Origin of the sequence: Caloramator sp. mosi_1 (assembly GCF_028622835.1) — a bacterium.
In the GTDB taxonomy this organism is placed as follows: domain Bacteria; phylum Bacillota; class Clostridia; order Clostridiales; family Caloramatoraceae; genus Thermobrachium.
The window spans coordinates 460485-485912 of sequence record NZ_CP117677.1 but is presented as its reverse complement, the minus strand read 5'-3'; the positions used below and the strand labels follow the sequence as shown (position 1 = coordinate 485912).

The 25428-nt window shown below is 32.2% G+C and carries 26 protein-coding genes and 5 pseudogenes; 27 read left to right on the top strand and 4 right to left on the bottom strand.

The annotated features are described in order from the left end of the window. Window positions 1-39: 39 nt before the first annotated feature. Window positions 40-2624 (bottom strand): annotated as a pseudogene (gene adhE / locus PL321_RS03455) (bifunctional acetaldehyde-CoA/alcohol dehydrogenase). Between the two features lie 297 nt (window positions 2625-2921). Between adhE and PL321_RS03450 the strand changes: the two are divergent. Next, window positions 2922-3791: a tRNA 2-thiocytidine biosynthesis TtcA family protein gene (locus tag PL321_RS03450; RefSeq protein ID WP_273963472.1), complete on the top strand. Its 870-nt coding sequence runs from the start codon at window positions 2922-2924 to the stop codon at window positions 3789-3791. A 222-nt stretch (window positions 3792-4013) separates the two neighbouring features. Here PL321_RS03450 and PL321_RS19530 read toward each other — a convergent pair whose 3' ends face one another. The 3 genes and pseudogenes from PL321_RS19530 to PL321_RS03440 all read right to left on the bottom strand — a co-directional run bounded on the left by PL321_RS19530 (window position 4014) and on the right by PL321_RS03440 (window position 6812). Next, window positions 4014-4139, bottom strand: coding sequence for a hypothetical protein (locus PL321_RS19530; protein ID WP_337961056.1), 126 nt, complete (start codon window positions 4137-4139; stop codon window positions 4014-4016). 17 nt (window positions 4140-4156) lie between these two features. Further along, a complete protein-coding gene (pulA, locus tag PL321_RS03445) occupies window positions 4157-5818 on the bottom strand; it encodes a type I pullulanase (protein ID WP_273964374.1) in 1662 nt (553 codons plus the stop codon). A gap of 176 nt (window positions 5819-5994) precedes the next feature. Continuing rightward, a pseudogene (locus tag PL321_RS03440) lies at window positions 5995-6812 on the bottom strand (pullulanase-associated domain-containing protein). Window positions 6813-7247: 435 nt separating this feature from the next. On the opposite strand from PL321_RS03440, the pseudogene carA reads away from it, so the two are divergent. The 26 genes and pseudogenes from carA (at window position 7248) to PL321_RS03315 (ending at window position 25376) form a co-directional block, all read left to right on the top strand. Then, window positions 7248-8296, top strand: a pseudogene (gene carA, locus PL321_RS03435) (glutamine-hydrolyzing carbamoyl-phosphate synthase small subunit). A 10-nt stretch (window positions 8297-8306) separates the two neighbouring features. Then, window positions 8307-11474, top strand: a pseudogene (gene carB, locus PL321_RS03430) (carbamoyl-phosphate synthase (glutamine-hydrolyzing) large subunit). A 206-nt stretch (window positions 11475-11680) separates the two neighbouring features. Next, window positions 11681-12061: a hypothetical protein gene (locus PL321_RS03425; protein ID WP_273963471.1), complete on the top strand. Its 381-nt coding sequence runs from the start codon at window positions 11681-11683 to the stop codon at window positions 12059-12061. Between the two features lie 464 nt (window positions 12062-12525). Further along, window positions 12526-12822 carry an SDR family NAD(P)-dependent oxidoreductase gene (locus tag PL321_RS03420; protein ID WP_337961055.1) on the top strand — a complete coding sequence of 99 codons (297 nt, stop codon included), beginning with the start codon at window positions 12526-12528 and terminating at the stop codon, window positions 12820-12822. After that, window positions 12822-13079: a hypothetical protein gene (locus PL321_RS03415; protein ID WP_273963470.1), complete on the top strand. Its 258-nt coding sequence runs from the start codon at window positions 12822-12824 to the stop codon at window positions 13077-13079. The genes PL321_RS03420 and PL321_RS03415 overlap by 1 nt, the downstream gene beginning before the upstream one ends. A 13-nt stretch (window positions 13080-13092) precedes the next feature. Beyond that, entirely contained in the window at window positions 13093-13764 is a 672-nt protein-coding gene (locus PL321_RS03410; protein WP_273963469.1) for an alpha/beta hydrolase, read from the top strand. Window positions 13765-13920: 156 nt separating this feature from the next. Continuing rightward, window positions 13921-14409: a hypothetical protein gene (locus PL321_RS03405; RefSeq protein ID WP_273963468.1), complete on the top strand. Its 489-nt coding sequence runs from the start codon at window positions 13921-13923 to the stop codon at window positions 14407-14409. A 14-nt stretch (window positions 14410-14423) separates the two neighbouring features. Continuing rightward, a complete protein-coding gene (locus PL321_RS03400; RefSeq protein ID WP_273963467.1) occupies window positions 14424-14927 on the top strand; it encodes a metallophosphoesterase in 504 nt (167 codons plus the stop codon). A gap of 200 nt (window positions 14928-15127) precedes the next feature. After that, window positions 15128-15352: a hypothetical protein gene (locus tag PL321_RS03395; RefSeq protein WP_273963466.1), complete on the top strand. Its 225-nt coding sequence runs from the start codon at window positions 15128-15130 to the stop codon at window positions 15350-15352. Window positions 15353-15378: 26 nt separating this feature from the next. Continuing rightward, window positions 15379-15678: a pullulanase X25 domain-containing protein gene (locus PL321_RS20850; protein WP_443110726.1), complete on the top strand. Its 300-nt coding sequence runs from the start codon at window positions 15379-15381 to the stop codon at window positions 15676-15678. A gap of 63 nt (window positions 15679-15741) precedes the next feature. Next, the gene (locus PL321_RS03390) at window positions 15742-17247 is read left to right on the top strand and encodes a pullulanase X25 domain-containing protein (protein WP_273963465.1); all 1506 of its coding nucleotides are present in this window, start codon (window positions 15742-15744) and stop codon (window positions 17245-17247) included. 107 nt (window positions 17248-17354) lie between these two features. Beyond that, window positions 17355-17513 carry a hypothetical protein gene (locus tag PL321_RS03385; RefSeq protein ID WP_273963464.1) on the top strand — a complete coding sequence of 53 codons (159 nt, stop codon included), beginning with the start codon at window positions 17355-17357 and terminating at the stop codon, window positions 17511-17513. A 203-nt stretch (window positions 17514-17716) separates the two neighbouring features. Continuing rightward, window positions 17717-18178 (top strand): hypothetical protein, encoded by a 462-nt coding sequence (locus PL321_RS03380; protein ID WP_273963463.1) that lies wholly within the window; start codon window positions 17717-17719, stop codon window positions 18176-18178. Beyond that, window positions 18166-18990, top strand: coding sequence for an alpha-amylase family glycosyl hydrolase (locus PL321_RS03375; RefSeq protein WP_337961054.1), 825 nt, complete (start codon window positions 18166-18168; stop codon window positions 18988-18990). The genes PL321_RS03380 and PL321_RS03375 overlap by 13 nt, the downstream gene beginning before the upstream one ends. Then, complete coding sequence (locus tag PL321_RS03370; RefSeq protein ID WP_273963462.1) at window positions 18978-20192, top strand: alpha-amylase family glycosyl hydrolase; 1215 nt, start codon at window positions 18978-18980, stop codon at window positions 20190-20192. The genes PL321_RS03375 and PL321_RS03370 overlap by 13 nt, the downstream gene beginning before the upstream one ends. 267 nt (window positions 20193-20459) lie before the next feature. Beyond that, entirely contained in the window at window positions 20460-20846 is a 387-nt protein-coding gene (locus PL321_RS03365) for a PAS domain S-box protein (RefSeq protein WP_273963461.1), read from the top strand. Window positions 20847-21002: 156 nt separating this feature from the next. Beyond that, a pseudogene (locus PL321_RS03360) lies at window positions 21003-21191 on the top strand (PAS domain-containing protein); the annotation flags it as partial. Between the two features lie 45 nt (window positions 21192-21236). After that, window positions 21237-21770: a GGDEF domain-containing protein gene (locus PL321_RS03355; protein WP_337961053.1), complete on the top strand. Its 534-nt coding sequence runs from the start codon at window positions 21237-21239 to the stop codon at window positions 21768-21770. A 92-nt stretch (window positions 21771-21862) separates the two neighbouring features. After that, a complete protein-coding gene (locus PL321_RS03350; RefSeq protein WP_273963460.1) occupies window positions 21863-22102 on the top strand; it encodes a PAS domain S-box protein in 240 nt (79 codons plus the stop codon). Then, window positions 22099-22572, top strand: a complete 474-nt coding sequence (locus tag PL321_RS03345; protein ID WP_273963459.1) for a PAS domain-containing protein — start codon at window positions 22099-22101, stop codon at window positions 22570-22572. The genes PL321_RS03350 and PL321_RS03345 overlap by 4 nt, the downstream gene beginning before the upstream one ends. A gap of 106 nt (window positions 22573-22678) precedes the next feature. Further along, entirely contained in the window at window positions 22679-23173 is a 495-nt protein-coding gene (locus PL321_RS03340; RefSeq protein WP_273963458.1) for a GGDEF domain-containing protein, read from the top strand. Between the two features lie 258 nt (window positions 23174-23431). Continuing rightward, window positions 23432-23710, top strand: coding sequence for an alpha/beta hydrolase (locus PL321_RS03335; protein WP_273963457.1), 279 nt, complete (start codon window positions 23432-23434; stop codon window positions 23708-23710). Between the two features lie 11 nt (window positions 23711-23721). Further along, window positions 23722-24183: an alpha/beta hydrolase gene (locus PL321_RS03330; protein WP_273963456.1), complete on the top strand. Its 462-nt coding sequence runs from the start codon at window positions 23722-23724 to the stop codon at window positions 24181-24183. Window positions 24184-24217: 34 nt separating this feature from the next. Further along, complete coding sequence (locus tag PL321_RS03325; protein ID WP_273964370.1) at window positions 24218-24742, top strand: MFS transporter; 525 nt, start codon at window positions 24218-24220, stop codon at window positions 24740-24742. 38 nt (window positions 24743-24780) lie between these two features. Next, window positions 24781-25047, top strand: a complete 267-nt coding sequence (locus tag PL321_RS03320; protein ID WP_273963455.1) for a hypothetical protein — start codon at window positions 24781-24783, stop codon at window positions 25045-25047. Continuing rightward, window positions 25038-25376, top strand: coding sequence for a hypothetical protein (locus PL321_RS03315; protein ID WP_273963454.1), 339 nt, complete (start codon window positions 25038-25040; stop codon window positions 25374-25376). The genes PL321_RS03320 and PL321_RS03315 overlap by 10 nt, the downstream gene beginning before the upstream one ends. Window positions 25377-25428: the final 52 nt, after the last annotated feature.

The following is a 25428-nucleotide window of genomic DNA, read 5'->3' as shown; positions in this document are numbered from 1 at the left end:
GGGGTAATACTAATGCAATCTATATGGTAAGTTTACAAATTATCTACCTTCAAAGGCATTTATATACATTTGCTTAATTTCACTTATTAATGGATATCTTGGATTTGCACCTGTACATTGGTCATCAAAGGCTTGTTCTGCCATTTCATCAAGTGTTGCATAGAATTTCTTCTCTGAAACTCCAGCTTCCTTAATTGACTTTGGTATATTTAATTTTTCCTTAAGCTCGTCTATAGCCTTAATTAATAGTTCTACCTTTTCATCTTCATTCTTTCCGCCAAGTCCAAGGTAATCTGCGATTCTTGCATATCTCCACTTAGCGTTTGGATACTTATATTGTGGGAATGCAGCTTGTTTTCTTGGATTATCAACAGCATTAAATCTTATAACTTCATTTATTAGTAGAGCATTTGCTATACCGTGTGGTATATGATGCATTGCACCAAGCTTATGTGCCATTGAGTGGCATACACCAAGGAAAGCATTTGCAAATGCCATACCAGCCATAGTTGAAGCGTGAGCCATCTTTTCTCTTGCCTTTTGATTAGTTGGACCTTCGCTATATGCAAGTGGTAAATATTTAAATATCAATCTTATTGCTTCAAGAGCAAGTCCATTTGTATATTCTGAAGCAAGAACTGATACATAAGCTTCTATTGCGTGTGTTAAGGCATCTATACCTGAAGCTGCTGTTAAGCCCTTTGGCATATTCATCATAAGTTCTGTATCAACAATTGCCATATCAGGAGTTAATTCATAGTCAGCAAGTGGATACTTAATTCCAGTCTTTTCATCAGTTATAACTGCAAAAGGAGTAACTTCTGAACCTGTACCTGCTGATGTTGGAATTGCAACCATCATAGCCTTTTGTCCAAGCTCTGGGAATCTATAAACTCTCTTTCTTATATCCATAAATCTCATTGCAAGATCTTCAAATCTAACTTCTGGATGTTCGTACATTACCCACATAATTTTTGCAACGTCCATTGGTGAACCGCCACCAAGTGCAATAATAACGTCTGGATTGAAGGCCTTCATTAAATCAGCACCTTTTTTAGCACAAGCAAGTGTTGGGTCTGGTTCAACTTCAAAGAATACGCTTGTTTCTATTCCAAGTGGTTCTAATACGTTTGTAACCTTTTCGGCATATCCTAAATCAAATAGTACCTTGTCAGTAACTATAAATGCTCTCTTTTATTCATATCCTTTAATTCCTTTAGAGCTTCTGCAAGGCAGCCATACTTAAAGTAAATCTTTTCTGGAACTCTAAACCAAAGCATATTTTCTCTCCTCTCAGCTACGTTCTTAATATTTAGAAGGTGCTTTACTCCGACATTTTCTGAAACAGAGTTTCCACCCCAAGAACCGCAGCCAAGAGTTAGTGATGGTGCAAGTCTAAAGTTATATATATCTCCAATTGCTCCTTGTGAAGAAGGCATATTTATTATTGTTCTTCCTGTCTTCATTGCCATACTAAACTTTTCAACTCTATCTTTGCACTTTATTGTATCTGTATATAAAACAGATGTATGTCCAAATCCACCGTGTTTTACAAGTGTTACAGCCTTATTTAAAGCTTCATCAAAGGATTGAGCTCTATACATAGCAAGAACTGGAGATAGTTTTTCGTATGAGAAAGGTTCATCTATTTCAACAGATTCAACTTCAGCAATTATTATTCTTGCACTATCTGGAACCTTAATTCCTGCCATTTCACCTATCTTTTGTGGACTTTGTCCGACTATATTAGGATTTATTGAACCGTTAACAAGAAGTATCTTTCTAACCTTGTCAACTTCTTCGCCCTTTAGTATATATGCTCCTCTTTCAATAAATTCATTTTTTACTTCATCATATACTTCATCAAGTACGATTACTGATTGTTCTGATGCACAGATAACACCGTTGTCAAAGCTCTTTGAAAGAAGTATTGAGTTTACAGCCATTTTAATGTGTGCAGTTTCATCTATTATAGCAGGAGTGTTACCAGCACCAACCCCTATTGCAGGTTTACCTGAAGAATATGCTGCCTTTACCATTCCAGGGCCACCAGTTGCAAGTATTAGGTCTGATTCTGCCATTACAAGCTGTGAAAGCTCAACAGAGGGTTCATCTATCCAACCTATTATATTCTTTGGTGCACCAGCTTTAACAGCAGCATCAAGTATTATTCTTGCAGCTTCAATAGTTGATTTTTTAGCACGTGGGTGAGGAGAGAATATAATACCATTTCTTGTTTTAAGTGCAAGTAGTGCCTTGAAAATTGCTGTTGAAGTTGGGTTTGTTGTTGGAACTATAGCAGCAATCACTCCTATTGGTTCTGCTATCTTTGTAAGTCCCATTGCTTCATCCTTTTCAATTACTCCACAAGTCTTTTCATCCTTGTACTTGTTGTAGATATATTCTGAAGCAAAATGGTTCTTTATAACCTTGTCCTCTACAATACCCATTCCTGTTTCTTCAACAGCCATTTTTGCAAGATAAATTCTTGCATTGTTTGCTGCCATTGCAGCTTGTCTAAATATCTCGTCAACTTGTTCTTGTGTGTAAGTTGAGAATTTTCTTTGAGCTTCTCTTATTTCAGAGATTTTTAGAAGTAGTTCCTCTCTGTTTGTAACTGCCATAAAAACACCTCTCTTGTTAAAATAATAACGATTATAAGAAATGTCGAAAATAATAAAGGAGTTTGATTTTACTTAATAGTTAATAAATTAACAATGTTATTCAATAAAAAGTGAATTAAATTAACCCACATATTGTTAATTAATTCACAAGTACATTGTAATACAGTTTTAAAAATAAATCAATACCTTTTGATAAAAAAGTTAAAAAAATAACGAAGTTTAATTTGAATATATGTTGTATAATTAACTGTATGTGAATTATAATAAAATTCGATATTATTCAGAAGGAGGAGTAGAATGAGCGAAAATAAACTTGCAGGAACAGGTTGTCCAATATTAGTACCCTTTAGTGAGAGAAAACCTTTAAAGGATATAGAAAGAAGTATAATAAAAACCTATAGAAATAAGCTCTGGACTAAATTTGTTAAGGCTATTGATGAGTTTAAACTTGTTGAAGATGGGGATAAGGTTGCTGTTGCAGTATCTGGTGGAAAAGATAGTATGCTTATGGCAAAACTCTTCCAAGAACTTAAAAGACACGGAAAAATAAATTTTGAACTTGAGTTTATAGCAATGGACCCAGGATATCACGAAAGTATAAGAGCATTACTTATAGACAACTGCAACTATCTAAACATACCAATAAAAATTTTTGATTCTGGTATCTTTGAGGTGGCAGATAGAATTGCAAAGGACTATCCCTGCTATATGTGTGCAAGAATGAGAAGAGGTGCCCTATATTCTAAGGCAAAGGAACTTGGATGCAACAAGCTTGCCTTAGGTCACCACTTTAATGATGTTATTGAAACTATAATGCTAAATGTACTATATTCAGGAAATTTTAAAACAATGATGCCAAAGTTAAAGGCTACAAATTTTGAGGGTATAGAGCTAATTCGCCCAATGTATTATATAGAGGAGAGACACATAGAACAGTTTACAAAGGCTAATGGAATATGGCCTATAAATTGTGCTTGTATGGTTGCAGCAGAAAAGATTGCCAACAAGAGGTATGAAATTAAGGAGCTTATAAAGGAGTTAAAGAAAAAGTTTAATGATGTAGATAAGTCAATCTTCAATGCTTCTAAAAATGTTAATATGGATTGTATATTAGGTTGGAAACAGGGGGATAAGGAGTATTCATTTTTAGATTTTTACGAAGAATAAAAGAGCCCTATAAAAATAGGGCTCTTAGCTGTTATCACTTCTTATTAAGCTTACTATACATATTGTATCCAACAAATCCCAACATTCCAACAAGAATTACTATTGCTGAAATTAATGCATAGTTTGTTGTTTGTTCATATAAAACATAAGCAGTCTTTGGTGGAAGAGTAAGAGTTCCACCGCTTACAGTTTCAAGAGTTTTAATACCAGCTTTTTGTCCATTTACAACAACGTTGTATCTTCCACAGCTTGGAAGAGTAATTTTTGCTCTTTATTTGTTCCATTGAAGGCTACAACAATATTTTTCCATTTATCTCCGTTAGCATTATCCTTTAGAGTATATGCAATAACATTTGTAGGTGTATCTAAGAATGTAAGATGTTTTTGATCATTTCAGCAGTTGGCATTCTAAAGGCTGGATGATTTTTTCTAAGTTCTATTAATCCTTTGTAGTATTCAACAACGTCTATATTTTTATCTTTTCTATCCCAATCGAGTCTATTTATTTCATCGCTTGCATTATAGCTGTTGTCATTTCCTTGCTTTGTTCTCATAAATTCTTGCCCTGCGTGTAGGAATGGAATTCCCTGTGATGTTAGAACAATAGCTCCTGCAAGCTTATGCATAGCCTTTATTTCATCTTCTGTTGCATTAGGATTTGTAAACTTTAGTTTGTCATATAGTGTGTTATTATCGTGGGCTTCACAATAAACAACAGATTGATTTGGTTCTATATTTCCCCAGGTAGTTATTCCGCTTGAATAGTTGATACCACCTACAATACCAGACATAACCTTAAACTGTGACGCTGTACTTCCATTTACAAATCCAGGTTCATTATGATTAAATACGCTTCCTTTTATGCCATCTCTTATAGTGTCGTTAAAATGTGCTATTCTTGGCATCTTTGTAGCGTTCTTTTGGTTTGCCTTTAAACTATCATCTAAAGCAGTAGAAAGGTTCCAACCTTCTCCTATTATCAGTATTGATGGGTCAATTTTATCAAGTTCTGCTCTTATTGTATTCATAGTTTCTACATCTAAAAGTCCCATCAAGTCAAATCTAAATCCATCTATGTTATATTCCTTTGCCCAATATACAACAGATTCAACTATAAATTTTCGTGCCATACTTCTTTCTGATGCAACGTCATTTCCACAACCAGAACCATTAGTGAGTTTTCCAGATGCATCCTTTCTGAAGAAATATCCAGGAACAAGCTTTTCAAAGTTGGATGCTTCAGCACTATACATATGATTGTATACAACGTCCATAATAACTCTTAAATCATTATCGTGTAATGTTTGAACCATAGTTTTAAGCTCAGAAACTCTCGACATAGGATTGTATGCATCGGTTGAGTAGCTTCCTTCAGGTGCATTATAGTTTTTAGGATCATATCCCCAATTAAATTGAGGTTTTGTTGAAGTTTCATCTATTGATGCAAAATCATACATAGGAAGTAACTCAATATGGGTTACCCCTAAGCTTTTAATATAGTCAAGCCCAGTAGGTGTTCCATTATTTGTTTTTGTTCCTGTTTCTGCTAATCCTAAAAATTTACCTTTATTTTTAATTCCGCTGTTTGGATGAACTGATAAATCTCTTATATGAAGTTCATAGATTACAGCATCTACAGGATTTTTAAATTGAGGCTTAGACTTAGGGTTCCACTTTTCAGGATTAGTTCTTGATAAATCAACTACAACTCCTTTGTCCCCATTTACTGTAACAGTCTTTGCATAAGGGTCAACAGCTTCGTTCCAGTTGTCGCCTATTTTAACCTTATAGGTATAGATTGTTCCGTGTTGGTCTCCGTCAAGGGTGTAGGACCATACGCCCTTATCCTCCCTTTTCATTACAAGCTCATTCCCCTGTTTATCATCCCACTTTGAGTAGATAACAAGCTTTGCTTCACTTGCTGTTGGAGCCCATACCTTAAAGATTGTTTTTTCCTTTGAGTAGTTAGCACCAAGGTCATTTCCAGAGTAGAAGTATAGCTCATCAAATTCCTTTGAGCTAAATATTTGTCCAAAGATTGCAGTTTTTGTTCCATAGCCTTTAAATTCTACTGTTATTGTCCTATCAAGTGCAATTTTTTCATTTAGTATTATGCTTAGTCGTCTTGCTTTATTATCAACCTTTGTTGATTCATCAATTTTAACTTCCTTTATTGTATATGTTGTTGAATTATCCTTAACAGTTAAATTATCCTTAATATTTTCTGTAATTTCAAAGGGAAGTTTACCTCAACATTTATTGTGCTTATACCATCTATAGAAGCAGAAACTAATTTTGGAGTTAAATCAAGTGTATCCATAGAATAGTGAATTCTCTCATCTCCTTGCATTAACCATATTTCAGCAGAACCGTCCTCTTTGAATTTAGTTATAAATCTATCACCAAATTCCTTTTCAGCCCAGTCATTACCGCCTTCGCTTCTCCTTGTTATAATTCCCAATTTTTCAACACCTAAGGTGTCATCGATAATAAAGGTTCCAACAACTCCAAAGTTGTCCTTACCTGTGAAATTATATCCCTTTCCTTGTTTCCCAAAGGCCAAATCCAAAGGTTCCATCCATCATATTTTCCATCATATCTATAGTAGTGAACAGTAACCTTTGTTTGTTCTTTTAGCTTTGTTGGTGTTGAGGCTGTTTTGCTTGGCTTTGTATAATAAATTTCAGGATCTCCAGGAAGTAGCCAAATTTCAGCTACACCATCCTTGAATTTATCAATAAACCTATCCTCTGCAACATCCTTTTCCCAATCATCAGTTCTTACTATAAATCCAACCTTGTCGTAGCTTTCGTCAAATTCAATTACTGCATAGGGACCAAAAGCGTCCTTCTTAGTAAATTCATATTTTTTACCTTCTTTACCTGCAGGCCAGATCCAAAGGTTCCAGTCCTTGTCGGTATTTGGATCCTTTGCATAGTGGATGATTAGCTTAGTTTTGCCTTGAGCAAACGTTTGCTTTGGTGGGAAAATATAAAACAGGTTAATCAGAAGAAAAACCACCAAAGTAAAGACTGCAAGTGTCTTCTTTTTGTCATCAAGATTCCCCTTCTAAAATAGTATTCAATGAAGTTATTCGACATAAATTTCATTTTTCCTTCTTTTGCATTTAAGATTCTCAATATATAAATATTAATGTTTTATATGTTTTAGAAAAATAAATTTCAGAAAAATTTTAAAATATAAAATAATTATTTATGAATTGACACTAAGTTTAATATCGATTAAAATTTTAAAAAATACACTTTAAATTGGTCCCGTGAGGCCAGAAAGGAGTATGGTGAATATGAGGATTCTTTGTAATTTAACTAAAATTTCAGCTTTGCTTACATATTTTTATAAAACATAATGGACACTTAAGGGATTAGTGTTTATAATCTCTTGAGTGTCCTTTTATTCTATGTAATTTAGCCTCTATAAATTCGAAGGAGGGAAAATATGATGGCAAAGCTAATACTTGAAAATGGAATAGAGTTTACAGGAAGAGCATTTGGATATCAAAAGGAAGCAGTAGGTGAAGTAGTATTTAACACTGGTATGACAGGTTATCAGGAGGTTTTAACAGACCCTTCCTACTATGGACAAATAGTTGTAATGACCTATCCTTTAATAGGAAATTACGGAATAAACTTTGAGGATGTAGAATCTAAATCACCTAAAGTTAAGGGATTTATCGTAAAGGAAAAATGCTCTTTCCCAAGCAACTTTAGATGCAAAATGAATTTAGATGAATATTTTAAGGAAAATAAAATTATAGGAATTGAGGGAATAGATACAAGAGCACTTACTAAAATACTTAGAGATACAGGTACAATGAAGGGTGTTATATCACTTGAAGATATTAGTTTTGATAGGGCTTTGGAAATTATGCAAAACTTCTCAAACAAAGATGCAGTATTTAAGGTAAGTACAAAGGAAAAATACCATATAGAAGGTAGAGGAAAGCATATTGCAATATATGATTTTGGAATAAAACAAAACATAATAACAAGCTTTATAAAAGAGGGTGCAGACTAAGTGTTTTTCCTGCAGTAGCATCATACAAGGAAATTTTAGAGGTAAATCCTGATTTGGTGTTTTTATCAAATGGCCCAGGAGACCCAGAGGATTTAAAAGGTATAGTGGAAAATATAAAAGAATTAATAGGTAAAAAGCCTATAGCTGGTATATGCTTAGGGCATCAGTTAATAGCCTTAAGTCTTGGAGGTAAAACTAAAAAGTTAAAGTATGGACACAGAGGATGCAACCATCCTGTTAAAGATTTAATAAAAAACAAAATATATATCACCTCTCAAAATCACGGATATTACGTTGATGTTTTACCTAAGGATATGGAGGTAACCCATATAAGTTTAAACGATGGAACAGTTGAGGGAATGAGACATAAAAAGCTTCCTATTTATTCAGTTCAATTTCATCCAGAGGCCTGTCCTGGTCCTAAAGACAGCGACTATATATTCGATGAATTTATAAAATTAGCATTATAGGAGGGATAGTATGCCACTTAATAGTAAGATACAAAAGGTACTTGTGATAGGTTCTGGACCAATAGTTATAGGACAAGCAGCGGAGTTTGATTATTCAGGGACACAGGCCTGTATGGCAATAAAAGAAGAGGGAATAGAGGTTGTTTTGGTAAATTCAAATCCTGCTACGATTATGACAGATAAAGAGGTTGCAGATAAAATTTATATAGAACCTTTAACTTTAGATGTGTTAGAGAGAATAATAGAAAAGGAGAGGCCAGACTCACTTCTTGCAGGAATGGGTGGACAAACGGGACTTAATTTAGCAGTTGAACTTTATGAAAAGGGTATACTACAAAAATACAACGTAAATGTTATAGGAACCAAAATTGAGGCAATAAAACGTGGAGAGGATAGGGAACTATTTAGGCATTTGATGAAGCAAATAAATCAACCAGTAATTGAAAGTGAAATAGTTACAGATTTAGATAGTGGACTAAGGTTTGCAGAGAAAATAGGCTATCCTGTTATAGTAAGGCCAGCCTATACATTAGGAGGTACAGGTGGAGGAATAGCAGAGGATGAAAAGGAGCTTAGGGCCATCTTAGAAACAGGATTAAAATTAAGTTCAATAGGACAAGTTCTTCTTGAAAAGAGTGTAAAGGGATGGAAGGAAATAGAATATGAAGTTATACGCGACAGTCAAGGAAATTGCATCACCGTATGCAATATGGAAAATATTGACCCTGTTGGAGTGCACACAGGTGACAGTATAGTGGTTGCACCAAGTCAAACCTTATCAGATAAGGAATATCAGATGTTACGAAGTGCAGCAATAGATATAATAAATGCAGTTGGAATAGAGGGAGGATGTAACGTCCAGTTTGCATTAAATCCAGATTCTTTTCAATATGCAGTAATTGAAATAAATCCAAGGGTGTCCCGTTCTTCTGCCCTTGCTTCAAAGGCAACAGGATATCCTATAGCAAGGGTAGCAACAAAGATTGCATTAGGTTACAGCCTTGATGAAATAAAAATGAAATAACAAAGAAGACCTTTGCTTGCTTTGAACCAAGTTTAGATTATGTTGTTGTTAAGATACCTAAGTGGCCCTTTGACAAATTTGTTAAGGCTGAAAAAGGCTTGGAACAAAGATGATGGCAACAGGAGAAATTATGGCAATTGGCAGAAACTTTGAAGAGGCACTATTAAAGGGAGTTCGCTCTCTTGAAATAGGTACCTACTCTTTAAATATTAATAAATTTAAAAATATACAATCAAATGAGTTGATAGAAAGATTGAAACAACCAGATGATGAGGGATTGTTCATAATAGCAGAACTTTTAAGAAGAGGGATTGAAGTTGAGAAAATTTCAAGTATATCAAAAATAGACAAGTACTTTATTAATAAAATAAAAATATAGTAGAGAAGGAAGAGGAACTAAAGAAATCAAGTCTTAAGAATTTAAGTAGAGAAAAGCTTAAGGAATATAAGAAATTTGGCTTTTCAGATAGAGCTATAGCTGAGTTTTTAAATGTTGACGTTGAAGAGATAAAAAGGTTAAGAAGAGAATGGAATATAAATCCAACATATAAAATGGTTGATACCTGTGCAGGTGAGTTTAATGCAGAAACTCCATACTATTACTCAACCTATGAGGAGTATGATGAAGTTGTAGTAACCGATAACAAAAAGGTTGTAGTAATAGGTTCTGGACCAATTAGAATAGGACAGGGCATAGAGTTTGATTATTCTTCGGTACACTGCATATTAGCTCTTAAAAGACTTGGCTTTGAAACCATAATAATAAACAACAATCCTGAAACAGTAAGTACAGATTTTAATATATCGGATAAATTGTACTTTGAACCGCTTACAGAAGAGGATGTTTTAAATATCATAGAAAAGGAGAAACCCTATGGTGTAATTCTGCAGTTTGGTGGTCAAACTGCAATAAAGCTTGCTAAATACATAGATAAAAAAGGTATCAAAATACTTGGAACAACGTCACAGCAGATAGATTTAGCAGAGGATAGGGAAAAGTTTGATGGACTTCTTGAAGGTTTAAATATAAAAAGACCAAGGGGAAGAGCAGTATGGTCTGTAGAAGAGGGAGTTAAAGAAGCGAAAAATATAGGTTTTCCAGTGCTGGTTAGACCTTCCTACGTACTTGGTGGACAGGGTATGGAAATAACAAGGAATGAAAAGGAGCTTAAATATTATTTAAAATATGCCTTTGAAAGGGATAGAAAAAATCCAGTGTTAATTGATAAGTATTTGTGTGGTAGGGAAATTGAGGTTGATGCAATTTCAGATGGGGAAGATGTTTTAATCCCAGGCATTATGGAACATTTAGAGAGTGCAGGAATTCATTCAGGTGATAGTATAACAATATATCCTACGCAGAATGTATCAAAAATTATAAAAGATAAGGTGTTAGAATACACTAAAAAAATTGCTAAATCAATTAAAATATGGGGAATGCTTAATATACAGTTTATAGAATATAAAGATGAACTATATGTTATAGAAGTAAATCCAAGGGCGTCAAGAACTGTTCCCTTTATAAGTAAAGTAACGGGTGTACCTGTTGTTGAGGTAGCAACACGAGTTATGCTTGGTGAAAAATTAAAAAATATAGGATATGGAGTTGATGTATATAAAGAACCTGAAATAATAGCAGTAAAGGTTCCTGTGTTTTCCACAGAAAAAATAAAAAATGTTGAGGTTGCATTAGGACCTGAAATGAAGTCAACAGGTGAAGTCTTAGGGATTGGTAAAAGTTTAAATGAGGCACTTTTAAAGGGATTTTTAGCAAAAGGCCTAAATATAAAGAAGATAAAAAGCATATTTGCAGCAGTAAATGATTACGATAAGTGTGAGTTTGTAAAGTTAGCAAAAAGGTTAAAGAGATTAGGGTGCACTATATATGCAACAGGAGGAACTAAGGAGGTATTGATTAAGGAGGAAATTGATGTAGGGTTTGTAGAAGATGATGCAGTAGAATTTATTAAAAAAGCAGATATAGATTTGGTTGTAAATACACCAACAAAGGGTAATGATTTAGAAAGAGAAGGTTTTAAAATAAGGAGAGCTGCTGCAGAGAGAAATATCAAAGTTGTAACATCAATAGATACTCTAAGGGCTATTGTTGAGGTTATGGAGGATAAAGCTGAATATGATGTTTATAAGTTGTAATTTATGTTTTTGATGTAGGTTTATCTTTTAAAGGGTTTATATGCTCCCCTTTGGTAGACAGTAAAAATAAAACTGCCTTCCATAAGGAGGAGTGTTTTTTATTATTAAAATTGGATTTTTATACTAATATACACAAATTGTTAATACAATTATGGTAAAAAATGTTCTATAATATTGTTGTAAATATATAGAATTAGGGGGATGTTATGTATAAGGAAGCACCTTGGAGCTTAAAGGGTGATGGATATATTATACTTTATAAATTTAACAAACAATTCATTAAGAGCCACCTTTATTCACAAGACTTTTTAAAGGACAATTCCTGTGGTGGATTAGGGTGTGTTATGATTGTTGACTATAAGCAATCAGATGTAGGACCATACAGGGAACTTCTTTTATTCCAGGCAAATTTAAGTTTAAAGGCAAAAACTAAATACAATATCAAAAATATATGTAACAACACAGGACAGTGTAATAAATGGAGTAAAAAATTGGGCTATACCAAAGGAATTTGCAGATTGCAGTATAAAAAATACTGCAGGTTTAACTCATATAGAATTTTCAAAGGAAGGAGAGCCTATTTTTAAGATACGGTTACGCGATGGAAAGATTAAATTTCCTGTTAATACAAAGCTGTTACCATTTCCATTAGTTCAAAAATATAAAGATAAGCTATATTATACTAATTTTTATGGAAAAGGGCAGGGAAGATTTTCAAGGATTGAAGAAATACAAGTTAATGAAAAATATTTTCCAGATATAACTTTTTTAAACCAATTGCAGTTGTGAAAGTCGCTGATTTTAATATAGTTTTTCCAAAAGCAGAGGTAGAGGGGATGAAATTATGAATTTAAAGGGTAAAAATGTTATATTAACAGGTGCTTCATCAGGTATTGGGCTTGAGCTTTTGTATATGTTAGTAAAAGAGGATGCAAAGTTATTGCTGTATCAAGGGATATAGAAAAGATACCAACCCTTAATAATGTATATCCATATAAATGTGATGTTTCAAATAGGGATGAGTTGGATAAATTATTTGATTACGCATTAAATTTTTGGTAATATAGATATTTTTATTTCTAATGCAGGTTTTGCTTATTATGAAAAAATTGAAGAGGCAAGTTATGAACATATAGAAAGAATATTTAAAACAAATGTTTTTGCACCTATATATTGTCTTGAAAAGATGAATGAGATAAGCAAAAATAAAGAGTTTACGTATGTTATTACGGATTCGGCTGTTGCCAAGATGCCCCTTCCAGGATATTCACTTTATTCAGCAACAAAAAGTGCTGTAGATGCTTTTCAAAATGCCTATAGATTTGAAAAGGATAAAATTGCCACTTAATGGTGGTATACCCCATAGCAACAAGAACAAACTTCTTTAAAAATTCAAAAAAGACTGCACCAGTGCCTTTCCCAAGTCAGTCAGCAAACTATGTTGCAGGATGTATTTTAAAAGGTATAGAGAGAAATAAAAAATACGTAAATCCCTCCAAAACATTTGTTATAATATCAATATTGAATAGAGTTTTCCCATTTATCTACAGACTTTATCAAATAGTACAATATAAGAAGTTTAAAAGATGGTTAGAAAAAGTGTAAGAGGTGATGACTATTGAAGAAGGTTAAAAAGATTATTGGTTTAACATCGGTTTTAATTCTTGTATTTAGTGCAATATTTTTAATATGGGCAGTTTCAGCATATAAACCTAATTTTGATGTAGAAGCATATATCAAGTCTAATGAACGGGTGCATATAAAAATTGATAAAAACATTGTAATAAATCCTGTAGATAAAAAAGTAGAAAAGGGTTTAATTTTCTACCCCGGTGGGAAGGTAGAACCTGCTGCATATATTAAAATAGCATCAAAAATAGCAGAAGAAGGATACAGGGTAGTAATAACTCCTATGCCATTAAATTTGGCAATATTTAATAAAAATAAAGCAGACGAAGTAATAAAGGAGTATAGCGATATAAGTGTTTGGGTTATTGGCGGACATTCTTTAGGTGGAGTTGTGGCATCAGATTATGCTTATAATCACGTAGAAAAGATAAAGGGACTTTTTCTTTTAGCTTCATATCCTCAGGAAAAATTCAATTTTAAAAATAAAAGTATAAAGGTAGTTTCTATATGGGGAAGTGAAGATAAGGTAGCAAATTTAGATAAAGTAAAATCTTCAAAAGAGTTATTGCCAGATGATGCTGAATTTGTAGAAATAAAAGGTGGAAACCACGGACAATTTGGAAGCTATGGAAAACAAAAGGGGATGGAGATGCTAAAATAACGGAAGAAGAGCAGCAAAATTACAGCTGAATATATTGCTAAATTTATGGAAATAATCAAATAAAAATATATTCAAAAGAGGAGATGCTATGGTGGTATTTTTATACTATTAACAATAGCTATATACGGTCTTGGTAATTATTATTTAGGTCTTAGGATGTTTAGAAACATAAGAAAAATAATGCCCTTTTTAAGTGCAAAATTATACTGGGGTATAATTATTTTTCTATCTTTAAGTTTTATAATTGAAAGGTTTTTAAGAAAGTATATATCTAAAAACTTAAATTACATTATAAGTTTACTGGGTTCCTATTATATTGCCCTATTATTTTATGTTATGATTGCCTTCTTTTTAGTGGACATAATAAGGCTTTCACTTAAAATTATCATAAAAGGCTATAAAACCCCTCAAATATTAGCCTATGCGAACATATTTGTTGCTGCAACAATAATATTATTAATAATAATTGGTACAATAAATGCACTAAATACAAAAATTACAGAGTACAAAATAACAGCAAATAAGGTTATAAATCAAGATTTAAACATAATAATGGTAAGCGATGTCCATTTAGGAACTATTATTACAGAAGGTAGGCTGTATAAATTGGTTAATCAAATTAACAGCCAATCCCTGATATTGTAATATTCGCAGGTGATTTGATAGATGATGATATTGATGTATTTGAGAGGAGAAGATATGGAGAAATATTGAAGAATATTAAATCAAAATATGGTGTTTATGCTGTTGTTGGAAATCACGAATATATATCAAGAAATATAGATAAAGTAAAGAGATGCTTTGATGAATCAGGTATAGAATTACTTATAGATGATGTAAAAGAATTAGATGGGATATATTTGGTAGGTAGAGATGATTTAGCTTCTTTAAGGTTTAATGGAAAAGAAAGAAGAAATATTAAAGATTTAGTTTCAAATTTAGATAAAAATAAATTGGTAATAGTAGTTGATCATCAACCAAGGAATATAAAAGAGGTAAAAGAGGCAGGAGTGGATTTGCAGTTAAGTGGACATACTCATAAGGGTCAATTTTTTCCAGTAAACTTTATAACAGGAAGGATATATGATATAGACCACGGTTTGTTGCAGGAGGATAGTTTTAATCTTATAGTTTCAAGTGGATTTGGTACTTGGGGCCCCTGATTAGAATTGCAACCAAGAGTGAGATTGTAAAAATAAGTATATGTAAAAATAAACTTAATTTTTACAGAAAAAATAAGTTTGCAAATTATTGAAAATTTTTCAAAAATTATTTACAATTAAAATGAACAAACGATTGCATAGAGGGGGACTAAAAATGCAAAAATTAAAAAGCCTCTGAGCTGGCTGTTGGTGTTCTTTTTATGTTCACTTTAGTTCCAAGGTTAACACCAAAGGCAAGTGCAGAGGTAAATTATTTGTCTGCAGACTTAATCGTTTCACTTGTTGGTAATTTTACTCCAGATGGGGACAACAAAGACTCAAACTGGAGGCCAGAAAATCCTGAAGGTTTTATGAGGTTATACCAAAATGGAGTTTACGAAAAGGTGGGGACTTTTAAAAAGCAGGAGAGTACGAGTATAAAGTAGCCTTCAATGGTAATTGGGATGAGTGCATACCTGGAGGCGATAATAGAAAAATAAACGTTCCTGCTCACAATACAAAGGTAATTTTTAGATTTGACTCAAAGTCAAAGGAAGTTTACGATTCAGTTAATGAACCACAAAGATTTAAAGAGAGTGCTACGTTTGTAGGAACACTTAGGGATTTTATACAAAACGGACAAGATTGGAACCCATCAGATTCAAATTTTGATTTAGAATATATAGGTGGGGGGTTCTATAAGGGTACATTTACTTTAGTGCCTCAAAATAAGGATTTTGAATACAAGGTAGCCTACAACCACGTTTGGTGAGCAGGAGAAATACAAGGTAGCAATAGAGTTATTTCAAGGGAAAAGTTAACAAATACAACAGATGTGACATTCTTAGCAAATCCAGAACTAAACTTATGTGAAGACTCAATAAACAACCCAGAGATTAATACTATTGTTTCTTTGATTGGACCTATAAGAGAAGTTCAAAGTGGCGAATGGGATGCATCTCTTAAGGGGTTTGAGTTTACTTATTTAGATGGACAAGGAAAGTTCATTTTCTCAAAATATTTTACACCACAAAATGAGGATAGAACATTTGAATATAAGGTCTGTGAAAACTACAGTTGGGATGGTGGAGGAATACCATCAAGTGGAAATTTAAGGGTTTCAATACCAAAGGAAGGTAAATTGGTTCACTTTATTGCGGATGTAAAGGAAAGAAAACTTTATGACAGCATCAATAATATAGATAAAGTCTCAGAAATACTAGGCCTTGAAGCACCTATAGTAAGTCCAGAAGTTTATCCAGATGGAAAGGTAATATTTAGATATAAGAATAATAATGCTAATAGGGTTTATATAGCTGGTGATTTTAATGGTTGGAATTCAGAAAAAGATTTAATGGCAAAGGATGAAAAGGGAGTTTGGAGTATAGAATTAAGATTAAATCCTGGTGAATATAAATACAAATTTGTTGTAGACGGAAACTGGATACAAGATCCATCAAACCCTAATCAAGCAGATGACGGATTCGGTGGTAAAAATTCTGTTGTTAAGGTTCCAGCAAGGGTTGTAAGCCCAGTTGTGAGTGGTACAAGTGTTACTTTCAGCTATTTAGATTTAACAGGAAAGGTTAAGAAGGTTGAACTTGCTGGTTCAATCTTGGACAAGGATTGGAAGGAAAGAAGAAATCTTGAAAAACAGGGAGATATCTTTACAATAACTTTAAATAATATAATGCCTGGAATTTATCAGTATAAGTTTATTGTTGATGGCAACTGGATGTTTGACCCTCTAAACCCAATAAAAACAGGCGATGGTGCCTTTGATAATTCAATAGTTTATGTTCCAGGGCTAATAAATTTATTAATTCCTTTTGAAGTAAAGATGGATTCAGAACTTACTTTAAAGGGTAGAGTGCTTAAAGAGGATGGAAGTACAGAAGATTATTCAGATATTGAATGGAGCCTTGTTGAGAATCCAAATGACATTGCAAAGATAGAAAACGGAAAGCTTATAGTATCAACTCTTCCAGATGGAGTAGAAGAAGTTTTAATTAGGATAAAGGGAAAGGATAAGAATTCAAGTATAGAACTAACTAAAGAGACTAAAGTTGTTAGGGAACTTTCTGAGGTTCCAGGTGGTAGAACGGTTATATTGGCAGGTACTTTACAACACTTTGTAGGTGGAGGAGACTGGGATCCATCAAATCAAAACACAAGGATGAAACATATAGGTGATAATCTATATACATTTACAATTAAAAACTTACCAGCAGGTATATATGAATATAAAGTTGCTATGGGTTCTTGGAATGAAAACTATGGAAATAATGGTGAAAGAAATGGTGCAAATATAACTATGCAAAATCCAAAACCCAAGACGTAACCTTCTATTACTCTGATATAAGCCACATTGTTACAGATTCAACTAAATATGTACCCAGACTTTCAGATGAAGATAGACCAAAATTAGTAGTAGGAAACAATCAATATGTGATGAAGGATTTAGAATTAAAAGGTATTTATTCAGCAGAAGTTGAATTATCAAAAGCAACTTATTCTGATATAAAGGTAAAAATAGATGATAAAGAATATGTATATCCTGAAATGACATTGAATGAAGGCAAAAAGTTAAATTTAGCTACGATATAATAACAGGCTTAATATTTAATAATTCTGTTTCAAATTCTATTGATACTTCAAAAATTTACTTTGATTCAAGAAATAGTGATTACAAGGTTCCTTTTGGTGCAGTAAAGGTTGGAGAAGAAGTAACATTTAGATTAAAGACAGGTAAAGATATAGCACAGGCAAAATTAGTTCTATTTACAACAAACGGACAATTAAGTCTTGATATGTCAAAGGAACAAAAGGATGAGTATTATATATGGACAGCTAAATATACTCCTAATGAAAAGGGAATGGATAAATACTACTTCATAGTGTCAAATGGTTCTGATGTAAAGGCCTATGGTGATGATGACGGATTATATGGTAAAGGTAAGGCTGATGAACTTGGAAAGGTAATGTATTATGGACTTAATGTTTATTTAAATGATTTCAAGACACCTGATTGGATGAAGAATGCTGTAATATACCATATATTCCCTGACAGATTCTATAATGGAGATAGAAACAACGACTATGCACAAAAATTAGCAAGAGGTTTCTTGCCATACGAATTTTATGATGACTGGTATGCAATACCTGAGATTCCCTCAATAGAAAATAATGATGGCTACAAAGGAACTAAAGGTGATGGAGAATGGTGTAATGAAATGTATGGCGGAGATATTAGGGAGTTATTGAAAAGTTAGATTATCTACAAGCATTAGGTGTAAATGTTTTATACTTCAACCCTATATCTAAGTCGATTTCAAACCATAGGTACGATGCAACTGACTATAGAGAACTTGATCCAATTCTTGGTTCAATGGATGATTTTGTTGAGCTTGCAAATAAAGCAAAAGAGAGAGGAATGAAGATAATACTTGATGGAGTATTTAATCACGTTTCAGATGATTCAATTTATTTTGATAGATATGGTAAACATATGACAAAGGGCAAACCACTTGGTGCATACCAATATTGGTCAAGAGTTTACGACTTGATGAATGAAAAGGGATTAACTCAACAGGAAGCAGAAAAACAAGTTCAAGACTATTTTAAATCAATTGGAATCACAGATTTCCACTATAAAGATTGGTTTAAGATTGAAAATAGAAAAGTAGATGTAGGAACAAAGAATGAACATTATGCGTATGAAGGCTGGTGGGGATTTGATTCAATGCCAGTAATTCAAGCGTTAAATGGTTCAGAATACAAGGTTGAATCTTGGGCAGAAGAAGTAATAGATGGAGAGGACGCTAATGCAAGATTCTGGTTAAGACAAGGTTCAAATGGATGGAGACTTGATGTTGCAAATGAGGTTTCAGATGAAACTTGGCAGCATTTTAGAAAAGCAGTAAAGGAAGAAGGCGACAACGTAATAATAGGTGAAATATGGGATGATGCATCAAGATATCTACTTGGGGATATGTATGATTCTGTAATGAATTATAGATTTAGAGCAGCTGCTTTAGATTATTTAATGAATAAAAAGATGCTAAAAACACAATGGAAGTTTTAGAATTAGTAAGAGAACAATATCAAAAAGAAGCCTTCTATGCTATGTTTAACTTAATAGATTCTCACGATACACAAAGAGCAATCTCAGCCTTTGATGGTTATGAAAAGAGCCAAAAGGCAGTTGCAGAAGCTCCAAGTGAGAATGCAAAGAAGCTCTTAAAACTTGCTGTACTTATGCAAATGACTTATCCAGGTGCACCAGTTATTTATTATGGAGACGAGGCAGCACTATATGGTGCAGATGACCCTGATAACAGAAGAACATTCCCTTGGGGCAAAGGCGATAAGGATATGGTTGAATGGTATGCAAAGCTTAGCAATATAAGAAGAAACTATGAAGTATTAAGAACAGGAGAAATAACACCAATAGAATTAGAGGGTCTATTTGCATTTAAGAGAACATTAGGAAATGAAGAGGCGTATGTGCTTATAAATAACGATGTAGAAAAGACTGTAGAACTATCTATTCCACAGGGTGTAAATAGACTTATAGATGCAATTACAGCAAAAGAATATGTAGTTGAAAATGGTAAGGTTGTTGTACAAGTTCCTGAAAAACAAGGTGTTGTTTTAGTAAACAGCTATAGAAATGTTGCAATACAAACAGATAAATTAAAGGATGCATATGATGCAAGATTTGTAGTAACAAATAAAGATTCAGCAAATGTAATGAATGATATAAACAATATACTAAGTAGTGAAACTAAAGACGGTTCAGAGATAAAAGTTAGCATAGAAAATAACAGACTATCAAGGGATGTGCTGCTTTTAGCTGCAAGAAAGAATTTGACACTTATTGTTGATGTAGAGGGTGTTGAATTTGAATTTAATGCAAAGGATATTGCAATAAATATTGATGGCGATTTGATTTTAACAGTTGAAGAAGAACTCGAAAATAAAAAGTCTATAGATAAGTTGCTTGGAAATATCTATTACATTCCATTGAATATTAACAGTAACTTTGGTACATTAAATGGAACAGGTATTAAGATTTCTGTTAAGGTAGATAAAACAAAATTTAAAGATGGTGCAGCATATGTTTATTACTTTAATCCTCAGACACAAAAATTTGAAGAAATAGAATGTGAATATGATAATGGAGTAGTTTCATTTACAATAACTCATTGCAGTGATTATGTAATAACAAATAATAAGGTTGAAGACAAAAATGAATTAAAGGAAGATAAAAAGAAGATAAATTAGAAGATAAAGAAAAAGAGAATAAAAAGAATAATAAACTACCAAAGACAGGTGGATTCCCATTAGAGGGGTAATACTTTTATCACTTACACTAATAATAACAGGTATAGTAATTTTAAAAAATCATCTATTAAATTTAAAAGAGGCTGATTAACTCAGTCTCTTTTATTTAATTTTAAAATTTAAATAAATATTATGTAATATATATGGAAAATAATTAATGAATTTTGTATAATAATTATTTGTGAAAAATTTGTATGAGGTGAACATATGATAGCCAATATGGTTTTAGAAAAGATAATTGATAAAATGCAAAATGCTTTTGCATATCACAAAGTTGTATATGATGATAAAAATAAGCCAATTGACTATGAATTTATATATGTCAACAATGCCTTTGAGGAATTAACAGGCTTGAAAAAGCAGGAGGTTATAGGGGAAAAAGTAACAAAAATAATTCCTAATATAAAGGAGAGTAGTTTAAATTGGATAGAATATTACTCTAAAATTGCAGAAAATGAATCAGAGGGCCATATTGAGCAGTATTTTGATATATGGGATAGATGGTATAAAATAGATGTTTTTTCACCTGAAAAAGGCTATTTTGCGACTTTATTTTATGATATTACGGATATGAAAAAACAACAGAATCGCTAAAAGAACAAAAGAAGTACTATATCAGATAACTGAAAATTTAGAAGAAGCAACATTTCTACAGGATGTAGAGACAAGAGAAGTTATATATGCAAGTACGGCCTTTGAAAAAATTTATAGAATTAGCATAGAAGATATGAAAAAGGATGTTCAAAGTGGAAAAAACTTGTCCATCCTGATGATTATGAAAAAGTTTTAAAGAGATATAATATGGAAAATACAGTTAAAGAAATGTATGAAAAGGGTATATTTGTGGAAAAATTTAGAATAATAACTGATTCAGGAAAACTAAAATGGATTAAATCTAAATTTTTACCAATAAAAAATGAGCAGGATAAAATAGTAAGGGTTGTGGGGATTGAGCAGGATATAACAAGGGATATTGAAAATAAAATGGAAATAATAAAACAAAAAGTTAAAGCTGAAAATATGGCAATGCGTGACTACTTGACTAACTTATACAACAGACGAGCCTTCTTTCAATTAGCAGAGGAAAGATGTAAAAAAGCAAAGTGTAAAGGTTTCAATTTAGTTCTTGTAATGGCAGATATAGATAAGTTTAAAAATATAAATGATAACTATGGACACGATATTGGTGATTTAGTTTTAAAGAATTTTGCACAAATATTGAAAACATCAGTTAGAGAAAATGATCTGGTTGCAAGATTTGGTGGAGAAGAATTTATAATTCTGCTAAAGGATATTAATTTAGAGGATGCATATAACAGAATAGAAAAATTAAGAGAAATGATAAGTGAAACTGAAATAAAAGTATCAGATGAGAAAATTAAATATACAGCAAGTTTTGGTATAAGCAAAGTAAATTGTTGTGATTATAAATCTTTAGAAGAAGCTATAAAAATTGCAGATAAAGCCCTTTATAGAGCAAAAGAAAATGGTAGAAATAGAGTTGAAATAATAAATTAATTTAAATAATTTAGAAAATTAATATTCAAATAATTAAATTTATTTGTTAAAATATAGTTGAAGATATTTTAATTTTGTTTGGGGTGTTGCCAATGGAGGGTGAATTATTTAGACGGATAGTAAGTCGTATGCAAAATGCTTTAGCTTATAATAAAATAGTTTATAATGATAATGGACAAGCTATTGACTATGAATATATATATGTTAATAAGGCCTTTGAGGAGTTAACTGGACTTAAAAGAGAATATATTATAGGTAAAAGAGCCAGTGAAATCAAGGAAAATCAGTTTGTTATAAATAATTACATAAAGCTTTTTCAGAAATTGCAATGAAGGGAACAGAAGATAAAATAGAACAATACTTTGAAGTATGGAAAAGATGGTACAGTATAGATGTTTTTTCACCTGAGCAGGGTTATTTTGCTCTTTTATATACAGACATAACAGACATAAAAAACTTAACATCAAATCTTTCTGAACAAAGGGAAGTAATGAAGCAGATTACAGAAAATTTAGAGGAAATTACATTCCTTATGGATGTTAAGACAAAGGGAATTGTGTATACAAGCAATTCGGCAGAAAAGTTTACTGGAATATCGATAGAAAATTTCTATAGAGATTCTAATCTATGGTTAACCTGCATTTATGAAGAAGATCGGGATAGAGTTATAAGTAGAATAGAGTTAGTTAAATTAATAGAATACTTTAGATATTATAATACATATATGGATGAGTTTAGAGCGATAGATTCTAAAAGGCAAATTAGATGGGTAAGATTAAAATGTATGCCTATTAGAGAATGAAAATAGTGAACCTATTAGAATAGTTGGTATAATACAGGACATAACAAAGGAGAAAAATGATAGAAGTGAAATAATTAAGGCAAAGCAGAAAGCTGAGAGGCTTGCTATGTTTGATTATCTAACAAGGGTTTATAACAGAAGGGCCTTTTTCGTTCGTGCGAGGGAGGAGTTTTCAAGAGCAAAAAGAATGGAAAAACCAGTGTCAGTAATTTTGACTGATTTAGATAAATTTAAATTTATAAATGACACCTATGGACACGATGTAGGAGACTTGGTTTTAAAGAGTTTTTCAAAAACAATAAAGCGAGCAGTTAGAAAATACGATGTTGTTGCAAGATTTGGAGGAGAAGAGTTTGTAATTTTATTAAGTGGTGCTGACCTTGAGGATGCTTACAGGAAGGCAGAAAATTTGAGAAGAGAAATAGAACAAAATAAAGTATATTCTAAAAAGCTCAACCTCTATATAAACTATACAGCAAGCTTTGGGGTGTCTGCCCTTGAGCCAAGAAAGGAACTATCATTAGAAGATTTAATTACTAATGCAGATAGGGCCTTATATAAAGCAAAGAATTCAGGTAGAAATAGAGTTGAGTGTTTGTAATAACCTAAGATTTTGTAAGATATAAATTTAAACAAAAATTCTTTAAATTTATAAAAAATATGGTAAAATAGTAATTGACATAAACTTTCCCCTATGCGTTTTAAATTTTTCTTTTGCATAGGGGCTTTTTATTGCTATGGAGATAAAAATTGTATGGCTTTGTATTTTTTAATCAATATTTTCTGAAAAATATTGACATTTTAAATTGTTTGTACAATAATGGAATTAAGAAAACCTTTTCTATTAAGGGGAGTTGTTATGGAAACAACAGTTTTAGATGTTGACTTAAGAAAAGAGTATTTATTTGAGGGTAGTGATGAGGGGTGTCTTGTTATACACGGATTTACAGGTACACCAGCAGAGCTTAGACTACTTGGAGAAAGACTACATTCAAAGGGATATACTGTATATGGAGTAAGGTTAAAGGGGCATGGAACTAATGTTGAGGAGATGGAGAAATGCACGTATAAGGATTGGATAGATTCTGCACTTGAGGGCTATAATTTGCTAAGAAGCAGATGTAAAAAGTTCACGTAATTGGTCACTCTATGGGATCTCTATTGGCACTTTATATTGCTGAAAACTTTGAAGTAGATAGTGTTTCAGCTTTAGCACCTCCACTTTTTAATAAGAATAAAGCTGCTAATTTTGCATTTATCATAAAATACTTTATGCGTTATAGTGAGTGGGAACCAAGGGAAAGACCGGAGGAGGAAATGAAGTATCTATTAGGCTACAATAAGGTTCCAATAAAATCAGTTGATGAGTTTAACAAATTAAATAAAGTTGTAAAGAAAAATTTAAGTAGAATACAAGTACCACTACTGATAGTTTATTCTACGAACGATGAAACTGTTGATATAAAAAGTGCAGATTACTTAAATAATACTGCAAGAAGCGAATTTAAGAGAGTATGCAAATTAGAAAAATCAGGACATAATATTACGGTTGAATGTGAAAGAGAAGATTGTTTTAAGGCTGTTTTAGATTTCTTATCTGAAATAAAATAAGGGGAAATTTTATGAAAAAAAGTATGTTCCTTATATTGTTGGTCTTCCTAATTTAGGGGTTGGGCTTCTTTGGGCTATGAATATGTCGGTTATACCTTTATTTGTATCAAAACTAAACATATCAAATGCACAGCAGGGACGTCTTATTTCAATGGGTGCCTTTACAGGAATATTTGTACAGTATCTTGTTGGTCTTTTAAGTGACAGAAGTAATTTCAAAATGGGAAAAAGAAAGCCCTTTATGATAATGGGTTCAGTTCTTTCAGCCTTATTCTTAATTTTACTACCTTATACAAACACATATACTACCGCCTTTATGTTAGCATTTTTGTTTTATTTCTTTTTAAACTTTTATCAAGGTCCTTACTATTCATTAATTCCAGAGGCTGTAGATGAAAAGGAGTTAGGACTTGCTAATGGGTTTGCAAGGGTTGTTAGTGTAATAGGTAGTGCAATTATATTTATGTTAGGTCCAAGTTTATGGGAAAAGAATTTTAAATATCCCTTCTATTTAGGAGCAATTTTAGGACTTGTTACTGTAGTGATAACTGTCTTTTAGTAAAAGAAGATACTTCAAAGTATGAAAAACCAAATAAAGTGTCCTTTGATTTTGTTAAATTTCCATCTGTATTAAAGCTTTATCTTTCAGTGTTTATGGTTTATATGTCCTTTGGATTTATAACTCCTTTCTTTGTAAAATACTGTACAACTAATTTAAATATAACTAACTCAGATGCAAATAATGCTCTACTCATATTAACACTTGCAGGTGCTGTATTTGCAGTTCCAATAGGAAAGCTTGCAGACAAGATAGAAAAAGAAAGGTTCTTTTACTTGGAGTTGTATTGTTTGCATTGTCTTTAGCCTTAGGTACCTTTGTAAAAAATAAAGCTGCATTATTTACTATGATGGCAGTGATAGGGATAGGATTTATAGCAATTCAAATTACAACTTATTCAATACTTGCAGAAATAGTTCCACCAGAAAGATTAGGTGAGTTTATGGGAATGATGAACTTATTTATATCCCTACCACAATTTTTAGCAAATAATATAATGGGATTTATGCTTGATAAATTTGGTTATGGAGTATTTTTCCCAACTGCAGCTGTAGCAATGGTTATTGCAGGGTTAATTATACTAACATCAAGATTTACTAAGTATATAAGCAAAGGTACATCTGCATCTATATAAAAATAAAATTAATATATCAAAAAGTCCCCAAGAATGAATTTAATTCATTCTG